General features: G+C 33.3%; 15 protein-coding genes. 2 read left to right on the top strand and 13 right to left on the bottom strand.

What is annotated here, in order from left to right:
- Positions 1-25: 25 nt before the first annotated feature.
- From bioV to ABZC13_RS08705, 6 genes are all read right to left on the bottom strand, one after another.
- Positions 26-547 carry a pimelyl-ACP methyl ester esterase BioV gene (gene bioV / locus ABZC13_RS08680; protein ID WP_373002483.1) on the bottom strand — a complete coding sequence of 174 codons (522 nt, stop codon included), beginning with the start codon at positions 545-547 and terminating at the stop codon, positions 26-28.
- Positions 534-2,177 (bottom strand): AAA family ATPase, encoded by a 1,644-nt coding sequence (locus ABZC13_RS08685; protein ID WP_373002485.1) that lies wholly within the window; start codon positions 2,175-2,177, stop codon positions 534-536. Before ABZC13_RS08685 ends, bioV begins: the two co-directional genes overlap by 14 nt.
- Entirely contained in the window at positions 2,164-3,411 is a 1,248-nt protein-coding gene (gene mtaB, locus ABZC13_RS08690; protein WP_373002487.1) for a tRNA (N(6)-L-threonylcarbamoyladenosine(37)-C(2))-methylthiotransferase MtaB, read from the bottom strand. Before mtaB ends, ABZC13_RS08685 begins: the two co-directional genes overlap by 14 nt.
- On the bottom strand, positions 3,412-5,052 hold the full coding sequence (locus tag ABZC13_RS08695; RefSeq protein ID WP_373002489.1) for a mechanosensitive ion channel domain-containing protein: 1,641 nt from the start codon (positions 5,050-5,052) through the stop codon (positions 3,412-3,414).
- The gene (gene aroB / locus ABZC13_RS08700; protein WP_373002491.1) at positions 5,053-6,102 is read right to left on the bottom strand and encodes a 3-dehydroquinate synthase; all 1,050 of its coding nucleotides are present in this window, start codon (positions 6,100-6,102) and stop codon (positions 5,053-5,055) included.
- Between the two features lie 76 nt (positions 6,103-6,178).
- Positions 6,179-7,585: a COG3400 family protein gene (locus tag ABZC13_RS08705; protein WP_373002493.1), complete on the bottom strand. Its 1,407-nt coding sequence runs from the start codon at positions 7,583-7,585 to the stop codon at positions 6,179-6,181.
- 101 nt (positions 7,586-7,686) lie between these two features.
- Here ABZC13_RS08705 and ABZC13_RS08710 point away from each other — a divergent pair, with 101 nt between their 5' ends.
- Positions 7,687-8,190, top strand: coding sequence for a rhodanese-like domain-containing protein (locus ABZC13_RS08710; RefSeq protein WP_373002495.1), 504 nt, complete (start codon positions 7,687-7,689; stop codon positions 8,188-8,190).
- A 14-nt stretch (positions 8,191-8,204) separates the two neighbouring features.
- On the opposite strand, the gene recQ is transcribed toward ABZC13_RS08710, so the two are convergent.
- From recQ to ABZC13_RS08745, 7 genes are all read right to left on the bottom strand, one after another.
- Positions 8,205-9,983 (bottom strand): DNA helicase RecQ, encoded by a 1,779-nt coding sequence (gene recQ / locus ABZC13_RS08715; protein ID WP_373002497.1) that lies wholly within the window; start codon positions 9,981-9,983, stop codon positions 8,205-8,207.
- Entirely contained in the window at positions 9,976-10,161 is a 186-nt protein-coding gene (locus tag ABZC13_RS08720; RefSeq protein ID WP_373002499.1) for a hypothetical protein, read from the bottom strand. Before ABZC13_RS08720 ends, recQ begins: the two co-directional genes overlap by 8 nt.
- A gap of 146 nt (positions 10,162-10,307) precedes the next feature.
- On the bottom strand, positions 10,308-10,877 hold the full coding sequence (locus ABZC13_RS08725) for a toxin-antitoxin system YwqK family antitoxin (RefSeq protein ID WP_373002501.1): 570 nt from the start codon (positions 10,875-10,877) through the stop codon (positions 10,308-10,310).
- Positions 10,878-10,905: 28 nt separating this feature from the next.
- The gene (locus tag ABZC13_RS08730) at positions 10,906-12,660 is read right to left on the bottom strand and encodes an efflux RND transporter permease subunit (protein ID WP_373002503.1); all 1,755 of its coding nucleotides are present in this window, start codon (positions 12,658-12,660) and stop codon (positions 10,906-10,908) included.
- Position 12,661: 1 nt separating this feature from the next.
- A complete protein-coding gene (locus ABZC13_RS08735; RefSeq protein WP_373002505.1) occupies positions 12,662-14,239 on the bottom strand; it encodes an efflux RND transporter permease subunit in 1,578 nt (525 codons plus the stop codon).
- Positions 14,240-14,244: 5 nt separating this feature from the next.
- The gene (locus ABZC13_RS08740) at positions 14,245-15,057 is read right to left on the bottom strand and encodes an efflux RND transporter periplasmic adaptor subunit (RefSeq protein WP_373002507.1); all 813 of its coding nucleotides are present in this window, start codon (positions 15,055-15,057) and stop codon (positions 14,245-14,247) included.
- Between the two features lie 18 nt (positions 15,058-15,075).
- The gene (locus tag ABZC13_RS08745; RefSeq protein WP_373002509.1) at positions 15,076-15,483 is read right to left on the bottom strand and encodes a cytochrome C; all 408 of its coding nucleotides are present in this window, start codon (positions 15,481-15,483) and stop codon (positions 15,076-15,078) included.
- A 391-nt stretch (positions 15,484-15,874) separates the two neighbouring features.
- Here ABZC13_RS08745 and ABZC13_RS08750 point away from each other — a divergent pair.
- The coding region (locus tag ABZC13_RS08750; RefSeq protein ID WP_373002511.1) for a hypothetical protein at positions 15,875-16,809 on the top strand (935 nt) is incomplete at its 3' end.

Raw genomic sequence — 16,809 nt, forward strand, 5'->3', positions numbered from 1 at the left:
TTTTATTCCTTCATTTCTTTTTATATTAGTTTATTTGCAAAAAATGGTTTGCTTCTTTAATGTATGTAACCGTTGCTACTTGCAAAAAGAACTCTTTAGCTCCTGCTACATCTATTATCTTATCTTTTTCACCAAGATATACTTCTAACTTTATACCCTTGTCTACAAGCTCTTGTAACTCTTGTAAATTCCATTCATAGTTGAGTAGTTCTGCTAGCTCTTCTTTAGTAGTTTTTTTATGTTCTACAATCTTCTTTTCATACGGATCAAAACATGAATTCATGAACTGGTTCATATAAGTCAACTCATTTTTAGTATAGGCTAGTAGCTGTAGTTTTTTAAATTTAACTGCATGTCTTTGAAAAAATGCCGGGGATATCAGTTGCAACGTATCTATTCTCTTTCCAGACTCCAACTGCTCTTTTGCATAGTTAAATGCTTTAATAGCACCATAACTAAAACCGACTACAGAGTATTCAGATCTGTTTAAATACTCATCAAAAAGATAACTCTCGTTTTGAAGTGAAAAACCGCTAAAGAACTGCATCTATCTCTTTTTTTACATCAGTTTTTGTGATGCTTTCTCTTTCATTTAAAACATCTTCTACTGCTTGCATCGCATCAGTCATTGACTCTAAAAGTAGTTTTGTTTCATTGTATAACCTACTCATTAAAGTTATATTTTCTTCATCAACAGATATAAGAGATGAGCCCATACCGTAATCTTGAAGCATTTTATCAACTAACTCTTTTGCTTCATCTAAATCAACTTTAGCACTACTTGCATGTTCACCATACTTGATGTCAGATGCAACCATTCCGGCAAGAAGCATTTTCACTCTCGCTTCTAACTCATGTTTTATCAGTGGCTCATCTATAGTTGGTGTTAATTTTTCATTTGAAAGCATTAGCTTCTCAAATGGAAGATCAAAGTAAGTAGCAGTGATTGCTTTTGCAGCTTGATATGTTACTCTATACTCTTTTTGCTTATCGCTTAGCATCTGAAGCTTTTTCTTACCAAACATTACTTTGTCTTTTACCTGATGGAAATGTTCTATATTTACTTGAAAATCATTCTGTCTAAGAGCTAAAAGTGCAGCTTCATTTACAAGAGCAGCAAGAGATGCTCCATTAAAGCCGACTGTCATATTTGCGACTGCCATGACATCTAACTTATGAGGGACATTATTAAGATATTTTTCTAAGATAGATGCTCTCTCTCTTTTTGTAGGTAGTTCCACAAAGACTCTTCTATCAAACCTGCCAGCACGAAGAAGTGCAGAGTCAAGAACATCTATCTTGTTTGTTGCAGCTATAACGATGATTCCACTTTGACTCTCGAAGCCATCCATCTCCGTAAGAAGTTGATTTAGAGTTGCTTCGCGTTCGTCATTTCTCTGTCCATCTCTTTTTTTACCAACTGCATCTATCTCATCTATGAAAATTATAGATGGTGCATTATTTTTAGCAGCATGGAAAAGTTCATGCACTCTCTTTGCACCCATACCAACATATATTTGAACAAACGAAGCACCACTCTGATAGAAAAAAGGAACGCCTGCTTCATGTGCTACAGCTTTTGCAATCATAGTTTTACCAACTCCTGGAGGACCTACCAAAAGTACACCACGAGGCATTCTTGCTCCAAAACTTTTATAACGTTTTGGATTCTTCATAAAGTCAATTATCTCTTCAAGTTCAATTTTTACATCACTTATTCCACCAATATCGCTAAACTTCACATCACTCTTTATAGCTTCAACAGGAGTATTTTGAGCTATATCTGCTCTTGAAGCAGCTTGAGTTCCACCACCTTCTAAAAGTGGTGAGCGTTTTTGCCACCATCTAAGAAGAAGCGTACCAAGCCCAAGGAATAAAACTCCGAATAATATATATACAATCACGCTAGAACCAGAATCAACTTCTACTTTATAGTTTACAAACATTTTTGGAGACACTTGAGAAGAAGCTATTTTATAAAACTCATTGTCAGTTTTCAAATAGACATAGTCTTTTGTAACTGTAACACTTTTTACACTATGGTTTTCTAGTATTTTTTGAGCATCATATAGAGTAATATCAGATGCATTATCTCTAAGAATTGCAAATAGAACTAAAGAAATAATTATAAATGCTGAAACATATAATAAAATTCTGTTCATTTTAGAGTTTGGCATGATTAAATTCTCCTCTAACTTCATAATTTTGAATATTCACCCAGTTACCAAGCAGATCTTCATCTGACTCGACTACTATCTTGTTGAAGTGCTGATCGTGTCCGATAAATAGCGAATCTTTTTGACTCTCAAGTAAAACTTCAAGCTCACCGCTAAAAGCCTTTCTAAAACCTAAATTTTTCTCTTTTATAATAGCCTCTAGCTCATGTAGACGTTCTTTTGACACTTTACCATTCACTTCTGGTTTCAGAATCGCAGATGGAGTCCCATCACGCTTAGAATATGTAAAAGCATGTAGATGAGTAAGTGGTAAATCTCTTACATTTCTCATTGCTTCATTCCAAAGCTCTTCTGTCTCTCCTGGATGACCTGTAATAAAATCAGTCCCGATTGCAAAACCTTTAGATGCTAAGAACTCAAAAAGTTCCCTATCTTGCTTATAAACATTTCTTCTATTCATGATTTTTAGCATCTCTTCAGATGTATGCTGAAGTGCAACATGTAGATGCTTTTCAAGCCATGGTTCTCCTAAAATCTCTTTAAACTCATCAGTGATTTGAATAGGCTCAACACTTCCAAGTCTAATACGTCTAACTCCACGGATTTGTGAGATCTTTTTCATTAGTTTTGCTACAGAGCTTCCGGTCTTTTGCCCATAACTACCGACATTTGTGCCAGTCAGAATAAACTCTCCAAAACCATTAAGAGCGAGTCTACTGATCTGCTCTAGTATACGTCCCTCATCCATACTTCTTGCATCACCTCGAACAAATGGAATAATGCAGTAAGAACAACGAAAGTTACAACCTTCTTGAATCTTTATAAATGCCCTGCTCTTACCGACAAAGTCATCAACTACAGCTTCATCTATATGGTTTAAATCACCCGGATCATAAAAAGGTTTTTCAGCAGATAGAAGAGTGTCTATCTTAAGCTTTTCGCTTTGTCCGAAAACACCATGGACTCTTCCCGATTCAAGAAGGCTCTCTCCCTTAGTATGTGCTCCACAACCAGTTAAAAAAACTTTTGCGTTCATAGTCTTTTCTACGTGTGATAGATATGATCTAACATGAGAGTCAGCTCCATTTGTAACCGTACATGAGTTTATTACTACAGCATCTGCTTGAGATTCATCCTGTGTAATCTCATAATCTTTTAAGGCACTCATCATAACTTGAGAATCATAAAGATTTGTTCTGCAACCAAATGTCTTAAAGTATACTTTTTTCTTCACTTAAACAACCTCTTTAGTATCAAAAGGCGGCTCTTTTCTCTCATCTTGAAGATGTAACTTTTGTGTAGGGTATGCAATCGTTATATCATCTTCAGCATTAAATGCATCAACAATCTCAACAGAGATAACACTTCTAAGTGTTAGTGTCGCATAAGCGTTTGTCAAATACCATGAATCTATCGATATACCGTTAGGTTGAATAAATGAAAAGATTCTTGGCTCAACATTCGTATTCTTAAGACTATACTGATTTCTAAGTTTATTTAACTGCTTTCTTGTAATATCTGTATATCCCTTAGAGTATTTTTTAACAACTTCCTTAGCAAGGTGCATTGCTTTTTTATGATTTGAGTCAAATGATATTGTAATTGCAACACCATCCCATACAGTTTTTAAAGAGCTATGAGTATAATTTGCTATCATATTTGTAAATACATAGTTATTTGGAACAAAAATAATTCTTCCTGCTCTTCTATTATTCAAAATTGATGTCAAAGTAATATCTTCAAGTATTGTCATACGAAGCAGTGAAATATCCATAACGTCCCCAACGTACTTCATACCATCCATATCTACTCTGATTCTATCCCCAACATGAATACTTCCACCGATAACAATAACAAGCCATCCAAGAATACTCATAAACCAGTCTTTCATGGCAATAGCGATACCCGCGGACGCAAAACCTAAAATGGTTACAAGGTAGCTGGCATTTTCAATATAGTTAAAAAAGATAATCAAAATAATAAGGGTTACATTTATAAATGTAATGATCTTATTTGCCATATAAAATCTTTCGTTATCTGTGATGTATTTTTTAACAAATAGTTTAAGTAGAAAAAAGATGACGAATACTACAAGAACAACTACACCGATTTTAGCTAGTTTAATAACCTGTACTTCAATATCTTTATTGATATTTATCTCTATAATCTCTAGTCTTTTTTGATAAACTTCTGCTGTAACAGCCATAGTCTCCAGTGCTGTTTCAAATCTTTCTAACTGTTTGATTTTTATCTCTGAATCTTTTACATATTCTTTTTCAATATCGAGTATAGCAATCTCTTTATAGATATTCTTTTCTTTTTCTAAAAGAGCTATTAATTCTGTCAACTTGTCTTTTCTTTTTATGTAATCATTATAATCAGCATCAAGTGTTTTGATCAGAGAGATACCCGTAAATATATCAAATGGATTCGTTATACTAGGCTTATCTTCAATAATTGGAGGAGTTATTATTTTTGAAAATGGTGCACTGTCTTTCTCTTTTAGTTTTTCAATCTGAGAAGCTAAAATCTTCTCTTTGGAAATCAAAGCACTAAGTTCATCTTGTTGACTCAAAGTTTTTTTTCTTTTTTTCTGAAGGAACTTTATACGTTCTTTTATCTTTTGCAGAGAGTTTCTAACATCAAGCGAAGTCAAATAAGAAGCATAACTTTTAGTCCAAACTTTCTCTTTTGATATCTCATCTTCAAGTTGTTGCAGTGTTTTAAGATATTCAGATATTTTACTTGTTCTTTGTTTTTCTTTTTTAACTGCAATCTTTATTAATTCACTCTCACTTAGTGTCGCATTCTTATCTTTTACTTCTCCATACAATAGAGATGCAAATAGTGAAAACAGGAGTAGTGTTTTTTTCATTTACGCATCTCCAAAATGATCTAATACGGAGATAATGATCTGCTTATCTACACTGTTTGTGATACTTACATCACCGATGCCAACTGGAATGATAAACGTTATATCACTGTCTGAACTTTTTTTATCTAAAAAGAATGTCTCATAAAAACTATTGCTGTTTTGAACACTGTATGATGTAGGAAGATTGTACTTCTCTAATAAATTTTTAACTCTTAAAGCCTCATCTTTACTCATCAAATTCATACTTACAGCTGTCTCATTTGCCATAACCATACCGATAGCTACTGCTTCTCCATGAAGATATTCTTTGTATTTTGTCTCATTCTCTATAACATGACCAAAAGTGTGTCCGTAGTTAAGAGCAGCTCTTAAACCATGCTCTTTTTCATCTTTAGCAACTACATCCGCTTTTGTTTGGACAGCTTGTTTTATAGCTTCTTGAAGCACTTCAGGATCATTTAAATCAGCGCTTTGTAAAAATTCAAAGAACTCTTTGTTGAAAGTTACTGCCATTTTAACAATCTCTGCAACACCTGCGCCAAACTCACGAGGAGGAAGTGTTGTTAAAAAGTGAGGGTCTATTAGTACAGCTTTTGGCTGATGAAAAGCTCCTATGAGGTTTTTTCCATAAGAGTTATTCATACCTGTCTTTCCTCCAACACTTGCATCTACTTGAGAAAGAAGTGTTGTAGGTATTTGAATAAAATTTATTCCTCTTTGATAGATGCTAGCCGCATAACCAGTCATATCGCCTATTACTCCACCACCAAATGCTATAAGCATTGACTTACGATTAAAACGATGATTAAAAAGAGATTCTAAAATCGTGTTTATACTCTCTTGATTTTTATACTCTTCTCCATCTGGAACTGTTATTATGTAGAGCTCTTTTGCACTAATCTTGCTAAGTAAATATGCCAGGTGAAGACCTGCAACTTTTGGGTTTGTAACGATTGCTATTTTTGTATCAAAATAAGTTTTAGGAAGTGAGTCTATAGTAATATCATATGAGTTATCAACGACTTTTTTTAGGGGAATATTTACTTGCATTATATGTCCAAAATTTTAATTAATTAATTGAATATATAATACTTAAAAAAGAGTAAAAAAAAGCTAAATCACGATGCTACAGTTGTACAGGTATAAAAATTTGATGATAATCATCTAGTTTATAATAAAGTTTTTCACTATCTGTTGATAAAATTGAGTAAATTCGTCTCTTAGTCAACTTATATGTAAATGGTAATATATGAACAAAATTATCTTTTTGTCTAAGTGTTCTAATAGGATTTTGATTCTCTTTTATAACCTTAATGCTCTTAGAAAAAATTGTTGCAAGATTATAATAATGTTCTATTACCTGCTCTTTTTCGTCCTGATGCTCATTCATATAGTTATAAATTTCTAAGTTGAATCCCATCTGCTCAGAGATATCAAATATAGTGGCAGATATTTTCTCTAAATCACGATTATCACTAAGTATTATAGAGGCATCTTTTACACTTGAAAAAGACCTGTCAGAAAGCTTTAATACAGGCACATGTGATTCATATAGAGTTTTTCTTGTGTAATGATTCGCAAACATCTCAGCAGAAACGATAACAAGTCCTATATGATAAGCTTTTATATCATTGTAAAATGTAGTTCTTAAGTCTGTAGATTTATACTCTATATCTACTATTACATTATTATCTCTAAACTCTTTTATATACTGAAGTGTAGTAATATTACTCGGATTTACAACTTTTATTACAAGATCATGCTTGAACTTTTTGTGAGCAAAAACTGCTCTTCTAATAAGCTCTTGAATAGTTCTTAAATTAACAATATTCATATCAACATATAGATAGATATTTGATCCAAAAGGTTCTGGGAACTGCCCTAATTCTCTTTTAATAGCACGATACACTGACTTTAAAACAGCAGGCTCACCAACCAGAACAAGTAAGTCATTTGGCTGTATCATCCTTCTACGAGACGGCATCAATAGTTTTCGATTTCTATATATAGCAACAATACGCCAATTTTTTTGCTCAATTACACCGATATGTCTATAAACAAATGAGCTTCCAAATGGAACTAAAACTTCCATTATCTCACCTTCACCAATCCCTACATTTTGAGCAATAACAGGAACATTTGGAAGGTAATCTAATAGTCTAGATGCTAAAAGTTCATTTGAATTAACTAAGACAACATCGGGGTCTTCATTTTCCATATCCCATTTGTTTAGGACAATAACACGTAGATGCTTTTTAACCAGTTTAATATTTTTGATAGTATTTTCAACATCAAGTTGATTATCCATGGCAATAATAACTTGGACAAACTCCATTTTAAGTAAATTTGAAAGCTTATAAAAGCTTGTAGGATCAAACTCATAGAACTTAAAACGTGCCGGATTAACATCTGCATACTCTTTAGCTTTGATTTGAACTACATAGTAAATATTTTCACTTGTGTAGGTCTCAATAACCCTTTGTATGAAATGCTCTCCGGCTGTACCGTCACTAATAATTAAAATTTTTTTCAAAGTGTACTCTGCTGTCTTAAAATTTTTGTCATTATATCATTTTTCAAGTGGACTTAACTTATATTAATTATAATGTCACAATTATATCACACAGGATAAATATGAAACTACTACTAGCCCTACTATTAGCCCTTTCTTTTGCTTACGCGTACGAAGATGACATAAGCCCAGAAGAAGCTTATGAGATGCAAAAAGCAAAAAAAGCCATCATTGTAGATGTAAGAACTACTCTAGAATTTTTATACACAGGACACGGTGAAGGCTTTATTAATATTCCTGCATACTATTGGACTTATGTTCCGAAATCGATTGAAACAAGAGTAAAAAGTGCTGAGTACGAAATAAGTAATGCAATGGTTAAAGACCATAAATCTACATTGAATCTATACGATGCAAAAGAAGTTATAAATAAAGACTTTGTAAAAGATATTATGAAAGCTATGAAACTTCAGGGAGTTGACAGTGTTATATTAGTTTGTAGAAGCGGTCCACGCTCAAAAGCTGCAGCTGATATCCTAGAAAAAGAAGGAATCACAGCATACAATCTTGAAGGTGGTTTCATCAAAGGATGGAAAGAAGATAAAATGCCTTGGAACGGTGAATAAGAAAGATCTAATTATCAGTTTAGTTCTTTACAAAGAGCTAAAAAATTTTCTCCGTATCTCTCATACTTTACTTCTCCAACACCATTCACATCTAACATATCATCTTTTGTTTGTGGAAGTTTTTGGGCAAATTCTAAAAGTGTCTTATCTGAGAAAACTATATAGGCAGGTATTTCATTTTTTGAAGCTATCTCAGACCTAAGAGCCTTAAACTTATCAAATATAGCATCCTCAACAGGACTCAACTCTTCTTTTTTAGAGCTTCTGCCTTTTACATCCATTTTGTGCTTATCAATCTCAACGGAAACCTTTTTCTGTAAAATTCCCACTCCAAATTTTTTAAGTTTTATTGCTCTAAACTCACCTATTTCTATGGCATCTAACTCAAAAAGTCTATCTGCTATAGCATTCCATACTTCTTTGGAAGTATCTTTACCTATACCGTAAACAGAAAGGTTATCATGATTAAACTGTAGTACTTTTTGTCCACGTGAGCCTCTTAAAACATCGATAATATGAATCATTCCAAACTTCTGTTCGCATCTGTAAATACTAGAGAGAAGCTTCTGTGATTCAAGAGTTATATCAATTTTCTCAACTTCACCACGTCTGCAGTTATCACAGATATCACCACAGCTATCTAAGTCATCATCAAAATATTTGGCTATTAGTTTATGCCTACACTCACTTGAATTTGAGAAGCTATACATCTTACGAAGCTTATTATATAGGAGTTCTTTATACTCTAAATTCTCTATATCATCTATAAAGCTTCTCATCTTCACATCATCAGATTTTGTATAAAGAAGAAGAGTCTGAGCTTCTAAACCATCTCGCCCTGCACGACCAATCTCTTGGTAATAGTTCTCCATAGTCTTTGGCATACTCATATGAACTACAAAGCGAATATTACTCTTATCTATACCCATACCAAATGCTATGGTTGCAACAACTATATCTATATCTTCATATATAAAATCTCTATATACTTTATTTCTTATTTCACTTGAAAAGCCTGCGTGATAAGCACCTACTTTAAAACCTTTTGTTCTTAAAAAACCGGCAACTGCCTCAACGTCTTTTTTACTAAAGGCATAAACAATACCGCACTTTCCATTATGTTTGGAAAGAAAGTTCAGAAGTTGAGTTCTTCCATTACCTGATCTTTGCTGAGCTGATATTGTAAGGTTGTCTCTAAGTGTTTTACCGCGAAGCTGCAAAGGATTTGAGAGGTTGAGTGTTTTGACTATATCATCTTGAACTTTATGTGTTGCTGTTGCCGTAAAAGCTGCTATACACACATCAGGGAAAATTTGTTTTAACTTCGAGAGGTTTCTATAATCAGCTCTAAACTCATGTCCCCACTCACTTACACAGTGAGCTTCATCAATAACAAAAAAGTTTATTTTAACTCTTTGTAAAAGTTCAATGAAACCATTTGCACTAAATCTCTCAGGTGCGATATACAGTAGTTTTATTTCACCTTGTAAAAGCCTGGCAGTAATCTCTTGAACATCATTAAAATCTTGAGATGAGTTAATCATCTCAGCTTTAATACCATTGTTTTGGAGGGCATATACTTGATCTTGCATAAGCGCGATTAAGGGGGAAACAACAATTGTTACACCATCCATCATAAGAGACGGTAATTGGTAACAAAGAGATTTGCCACCACCTGTTGGAAGTATGGTGATCAAATCTCTTGAGTTTAAAATAGCATCTACAGCTTCTTCTTGTGATTGGCGAAAACTATCATGTCCGAATGTAGTTTTTAGTAGGTTGCCTTTAATCATCAAGCAGCGAACTGAGAAACGATTTTTTTTCTTTTACGTGCACGCTCTTTCTTTCATCAACAAAATTAGGGTCGCCGTTTTCAAAAATAGTCTGCGGCACTCTTTTTATGTGTTTTTTTGGTTTTATCTCAATATAACCATTATCTTTTCTGCCTGCGGCACCATGTGGAATACACATAATATACCTCCTGCTATAGAGTACTTAGTCTAAAATACTGCTCTCAAATTCAAGTAGCAATTTCTAGACCCTTTTCACCTACTTTCGATAATGATACAATGATTATGCTTATCATTACATGAACTTATGGGATTACTTTATAATGCTTAAAATCCAAGTTTAGCAAAATCCTGAGCATTCATTTTTCTATCACTTCCATCACTATTATAAAGACGGCCTTTTTTAGCACGACCATCTTCAGTAGTAACTTTGTATTTCATATTTCCGTTTGCATAGTACTCTTTTTGAGTGCCATAAAAATTCCCATTGTCATCAAAGTTTAGTTTTGCTTTCATATTTCCGTTTGAGTAGTAAACTTTTTTTGAACCAATCAACTTACCCATTCTGTAATTACTAACAGACATTAATTGAGAGTTATCATGATATTCTTTTTGAGTACCATCAATTTCACCTTTATACATAGGTATCTCAGCTTTTAAAACACCATTTTTATAGTATCCATATGTTGTGCCATGCACTACACCATTTTTAAAATTTGTTTTTGTTTTAAGACGACCATTATCATAAAAAGCTCTGGCTATCCCATTTAGCTTACCATTTTCATAGTTTCTCTCAAACTTGACCTTTCCATTTGCATATAATGTTTTTTTAACCTCTGCACTTAGAGATACTGTTGCTAAGATTGCTACTAGAGCAAGACTGATTTGTTTTTTCATTTTCTTCCTTTTTTTTGATGTAAATTAGTTATAACCCAATTTTTTCAGGATCAATATGCCCTTCTATCCCACCTTCACATTCATGTGGTTTATGGTCTCTTCCCTCTGGACATATGGCTACAGTATCATCTATTAGTACAGGAACTAAAAATAGAGATACTACAGTTGAAGCGATTGATCCAAATATAAGGGCGATACCCAAACCACCAAATATTGGGTCAGTAGAAAGCAACAAACTACCAAGAATAATCGCTACTGCCGTCATAAGAATAGGCTTAGCACGTGTTGAAGTAGAGATTGCAATAGCTCTTCTCTTTTCAACACCCTTCTCTATCAATGCTTTTGAAAAATCAATTAAGAGGAGGGAACTTCTAGCACTAATACCCATCAATGAGATAAAACCAATCAGAGATGTAGCTGTTAAAAAAAAGTTTATATCTGCAAAAAACAGAGATATTAAATCTGTAATAAAGTGTCCAACTATTACACCTATAATTGACAAGAAGCTAGCTAACAAAATAATTCCACTAAGAGCAAAAGATTTATAGTACATTACCATCAGAAGGAACATAAGTACCAAAGCTGCTATAAATGCTCCACCTAGATCACGGAATGTGTCCAGTGAGACTTTCATTTCACCATCCCAGCGAAGCAACATCTTCTCCCCAGTTCTTTTCTCTACAAGATTTAGATCAAACATATATGTTGACATACCTTCTACTTTACTGACCTCAAAATCTTTTGAGAGAGTTTCTATTAATTTATCTCTTGCTTCCATTAGCGGATAAACTTGAGACACCATGTCACACTCAGCGGTGATACTCACAAAATTTTGTAGATTTTTTCTAAATATAGTAGGGTTTGATGGAATCTCTTTTACATTTACAACTTCTTTAATCGGTATCATCATGCCCATAGGATTGATTAGCTTTAATCGTGAGAGTTTAAAGTAGATGCCATCTTTATTATTTGGTTTTATCGAACGACTTTCATCATTTAGACGAACAAAAATAGGAATTTGATCTTGCTGTATTTTAGAGTTTTTTACAGCAACGACCATCCCCTCAAATGCTATATATAGTATATTATTTACCTGTTCAACACTTAATCCACTTCTAATTACTTTTTCTTTATCTGGAGTTATCTCGAAGTATGGATATATATCATCTTGCATAACATCTATATCAACAAGTCCTTCTGTCTCTGCTAAAACTTTAGAAATATGATTAGCAGTTTCTCTCATAAGAAGACTATCTTTGCCAAATAAATTAACAACAATTGTCGCAAAAGTAGGAGGACCTGACGGCATCTCTACAAACTTTATAGTCGTAGAGTCTACCAATGGTTCACAACGTTTTTGGATAATAGGACGAATACGGTGAACCATTTTATACGAAGCTTCATCACGAGAGTGTTTATCACTCAAATTTACAACTATTTCAGCCTGATTTTTCATTCTCTTTAGCGCACTTCCCTTAACCAATCCTGCATAATCAAGTGGAGCACCTTGAGCTAAATAGACTTCAACATCATTTACTTCTATCTCTTGCTTTAAATAACTAAGAACACAACCTGTAACCTTGCTTGTCTCTTCTAGAGAACTATTTGTCGCAGTATCTACATAGATACTAAACGTATTTGCACTTTTACCTGGGAGCATTTTAGCTAGTACAATTTTTGTAGGAATCATCATGACGGATAAAAGAAAAGCTAAAACTATATAAAGAATTACTTTTCTTTTTTTCTTTTTAGAATTTAAAATTCCATAAATCAGCTCTTCCATACTAATGAGTACCTTTCGCGCGTTTAATCATTTTTTTCGCTAAAAAAGGGGTAAACACATATGCTACAAAGAGTGAAACAGCAAGTGCTACAGGTACATTTAGCGGTATTGGTTTCATAAACTGACCCATCATACCTCCAACGAATGCCATTGGTACCATCGTTAAAATAATCGCAATTGTCGCAATATTTGTAGATGGACCTATTTCGTCCGTCGCCTCAACTATTATTCTATCAAAGCTATGGTTTTCCGTTTCTTTTAAATGCATACGCCTATGGATATTTTCAATAACAATAATCGCATCATCAACAATAAGACCAAGACTTAGCAAAAATGCGAACAAAGTAATCCTGTTAACTGTTTGGTCTGTCATATAGGCAATAAAAAGTGTAGTTGCAAGAATCATAGGAACTGCTATTGATACAACCGCAGACTCTCTCCATCCTAAGAACGGAATAAGAATTAAACCAATAATACCAATAGTAATAATAAGGTGATGCATAAGCTCACTTACAGCTTCATTAGCACGAACACCATAGTTTCTTGTAACAATATAACCGATTCCAGCTTCTTCAAAATGTTCACTTTTATCTTCGAGTAGTTTAATAACATCCCCTGCTACATGCACAGCATTTGTACCTTTTAATTTTGATACAGTTAAAGTAACCTGCTGTATTGGGTCATCAAAGGTAGTATTATCATCTTTTTTTGCAACTTGAGAGTTTTGAAAGTGTTGAATATCATACCCATACTCAATTTTTGCAACGTGCTTTAAATAAATTGGAGAACCCATGTATTGAGCAATAATTAGATTTTTTAAATCATCAATATCCTCAATAGCATTTTTAACACCAAAAACAATTATAGAGTCCTTACTTGTTGGTGCATTGATATTTGGAGCATTACTAGCTATTGCCTTGACAGATGCTGCAATTTGACCAAGTGAAAGATGGTAACTAGACAATTTATCCAAATCTACTTTTATATTAAATTGTGGAGAATGAATACCTTTTAATGTACTCTTAGATACATTATCAATAGCATTAATCTCTTGTTGAATCTCTCTAACCAAGTGGTACTGTTTTAGTGTGCTTGGCTTTGTTGAGTTCTTTTGATAAAAGGCAACAGTAACAACAGGAATATCAATATCTATGTCAAAAGGTTTCACTAATGGCATACCTATGCCCTTTGGCAAGGTATCCATGTTTTGCATGACTTTATCATATAGTTTTAAGTTAGAGTCTTCTCTATTTTCACCAATTAGATACTGTACATTTACCATTCCAACATTATTCATAGCCGTGCCATAAATATGTTCAACACCCTTTATCTCACGAATTCTTCTCTCCAGTGGTTTTATAACAACATTTGTAATTGCTTCTGGAGATGCACCCGGTATCATAACTATAATAGATCCGCCGCTAACTTCTATCTGAGGGTCTTCTTCTCTTGGAGCAATATTTAATGTTATATATCCAAGAAGAATAATAGAGACAGCAAATATCATTGTTAGAGGATTATTTAAAAATGCTTCAGCCAGATATCCGGCTATATTTTTACTTTTGTACTCATCAGACATATTTATTAGTCTCTTGTATAGTATTTTTCATCTATATCAATTAAAATTTTCGCATACATTCCTGGAAAGATCTTATCACTCTTTTTCTCAAAGTTAATAATGATCTTAAACGTGTGTGCCATAGGATTCGCACTTGGGACTATTGATTTCACATAACCTGTATCTCTATAACTGATTGAAGGTATATCAATTTTAACTTTTTGGAATTTATTAACATACTTCAAATCTGACTCTGCGACTTCACCCTCTATCTGTAAGTGATCCAAATCTACAATAATCATTCCAAGCATTCCCGGAGCAACTAAATCTCCAACTCTGATTCTCTTCTCAACTATAATTCCACTATTTGGTGCTTTTACTTCTAAATAGCCAGTTACTGTAGCTACTTGCTTAATTTTTGAAGCAGCATTTTTTACAAGAACCTGAGCAGATGCAAGTCCAGCTTGTACGTTATCTGCAGTAATATCAAGGTTCTGCATATCTTGTGAGTTAAACATGCCTTGTTTTTTGAGCAATTTTTTTTCTCTGTTGATAGTGTTAATACGAGTTTGATACATATTTACTATAGAGTTTGCTTGTTCAAGTGCTAAATCTGCCTGAGACTTTAAAATATCAAACTCTGCTGATTCCATCTCAAATAGTGTATCTTCCCTTTCAACTCTATCACCAATATCAAAATATATGTGCTTAATATACCCCATGTATCTTGCACCAACCATCTTTTGGTTGTAAGAAACCACTGTGCCCGTTACGGGCAACTCAAAGGCTGATACTTTTGCTATTAGCAGAAATAAAATTATTAAACTAATTTTTTTCAATATATAAATCCCAACTTTTTACCACTGACGAATTTCATAATGACACTTCATACACTGCTTCATTATCTTTGTATAAGCTTGAGTTGAAGCTTGAACATCCCCAACAGCAAATCTCTCTATTATTGTCTTTGCTTTTTTATCAATATTTTTAACTATCTTGTTGCTAAATACAACTTTATTATTCATGTATCTTGCCATTGGGTCTTTTTCTTCAAGCTCTTCAAGAGGTGGCTGAACTCTTCTTATCGCGTCTGAGAGCGCTAGTGCACCATTTTGAACTATATCATTATTGTTATAGAAAAAACCTGTTTCTATGGTGGACATTGCTTCTGCCATCGTTTGCATATCTTTTATACGATCTGCTTTTGTATACTGACCAGCGATTAGTGCCGTTCCCAATAATAACGCTATAGATATTTTTTTCATCAATCAACCTTTATCATATAATAATTTCTTTATCTTAGAAGAGTATAACTAAAATATTTATTTATGTAACATTTTTTATAAAATTTTAAAATTTTAATTTTGTCACAAGATTGTCACAAAAAAACCTTTTGCAACATCACATTTAAGGACATTAATACTACTTCATAATAATTTAGCATAAATAATATCACAACTCTTTATAAGTAGGAATTATAGGGGCTTATAAGAGTTTTTTATGTAAAAAAAACAAAAAATATAAAATATAATTATATGTGAATTTAAGTTACACTTTAGCTTTTAAGGGTTATAGTTGTGATGTAACACACTATTTATCACACAACTGTGATAGCAGTAAGGTATTAAGATAAATAGTATAATTTAAGGAGTGTACATGAAAAAAACAATTGTAATGAGTAGTATCGTTTTAGGTTTGTTAACAACAACGGCTACAGCTGGGGATTTTAGTTTTGGGGACATGTTTAAAGACATGAAAGAAGCTACAACAACGATGAGTCATGATGCTCGTGATACAGCAGATTCAATGAAAGACGGAGGCGTTGAGATTAGTAAGAGTGGGGAGAGAACTGCTACTAGTTTAGGACATGATGCTCGTGATACTGCTGTTAAAGTTTCTGATGACATGAAAACAAGTGAAATTGCTACTGTAAAGAGTGGAGAAGTTTCTACTACAAGCGTAAGTCGTGACGTACGTGACAGCACAATTGAACTTGCTGAAGATTCAAAAGACAGTATCTCTAATACAAGTCGTGACTTCAAAGACAGCTCAACGATGGCAACAAAAGATTTCAAAGATTCTACTGTAGCAGTTTCTCATGATATCAATGATGCGACTAAAACTACTTCTAATAATTTAAATGACTCTACTAAGAGTGTTTCAAGTGACCTTAAAAGTTCAACTGAGACTACTTCTAACAATTTAAATGATTCTACTAAGACTACTTCAAATAACTTGAATGATTCTACAAAAAGTATTTCTAGTGACCTTAAAAGTTCAACGGAAACTACTTCTAACAATTTGAATGATTCTACTAAGACTACTTCAAATAACTTGAATGATTCTACTAAGACTACTTCGAATAATCTAAATGATTCAACGAAGACAACTTCGAACAACTTCAATGATTCTACGAAGACTATCTCTAACAATGTTAATGATTCAACGAAGACAACTTCGAACAACTTCAATGATTCAACTAAAACAGTATCTAATGATGCTAGAAGATCATCTGTAAGTGCAACTGATAATGCAAATGATTCTACAAAAACTGTATCTAATGATGCTAGAAGATCATCTGTAAGTGCAAC

Source organism: Sulfurimonas sp. (assembly GCF_041563035.1).
In the GTDB taxonomy this organism is placed as follows: domain Bacteria; phylum Campylobacterota; class Campylobacteria; order Campylobacterales; family Sulfurimonadaceae; genus Sulfurimonas.

Bases quoted from the DNA above. Each gene is read 5' to 3' on its own strand.
- ABZC13_RS08730 (WP_373002503.1), bottom strand. From the start codon at position 12,660: ATGGAAGAGCTGATTTATGGAATTTTAAATTCTAAAAAGAAAAAAAGA.
- ABZC13_RS08720 (WP_373002499.1), bottom strand. From the start codon at position 10,161: ATGTGTATTCCACATGGTGCCGCAGGCAGAAAAGATAATGGTTATATT.
- ABZC13_RS08745 (WP_373002509.1), bottom strand. From the start codon at position 15,483: ATGAAAAAAATATCTATAGCGTTATTATTGGGAACGGCACTAATCGCT.
- ABZC13_RS08735 (WP_373002505.1), bottom strand. From the start codon at position 14,239: ATGTCTGATGAGTACAAAAGTAAAAATATAGCCGGATATCTGGCTGAA.
- ABZC13_RS08725 (WP_373002501.1), bottom strand. From the start codon at position 10,877: ATGAAAAAACAAATCAGTCTTGCTCTAGTAGCAATCTTAGCAACAGTA.
- recQ (WP_373002497.1), bottom strand. From the start codon at position 9,983: ATGATTAAAGGCAACCTACTAAAAACTACATTCGGACATGATAGTTTT.
- aroB (WP_373002491.1), bottom strand. From the start codon at position 6,102: ATGCAAGTAAATATTCCCCTAAAAAAAGTCGTTGATAACTCATATGAT.
- ABZC13_RS08685 (WP_373002485.1), bottom strand. From the start codon at position 2,177: ATGCCAAACTCTAAAATGAACAGAATTTTATTATATGTTTCAGCATTT.
- bioV (WP_373002483.1), bottom strand. From the start codon at position 547: ATGCAGTTCTTTAGCGGTTTTTCACTTCAAAACGAGAGTTATCTTTTT.
- ABZC13_RS08710 (WP_373002495.1), top strand. From the start codon at position 7,687: ATGAAACTACTACTAGCCCTACTATTAGCCCTTTCTTTTGCTTACGCG.
- ABZC13_RS08695 (WP_373002489.1), bottom strand. From the start codon at position 5,052: ATGAAAAAAACACTACTCCTGTTTTCACTATTTGCATCTCTATTGTAT.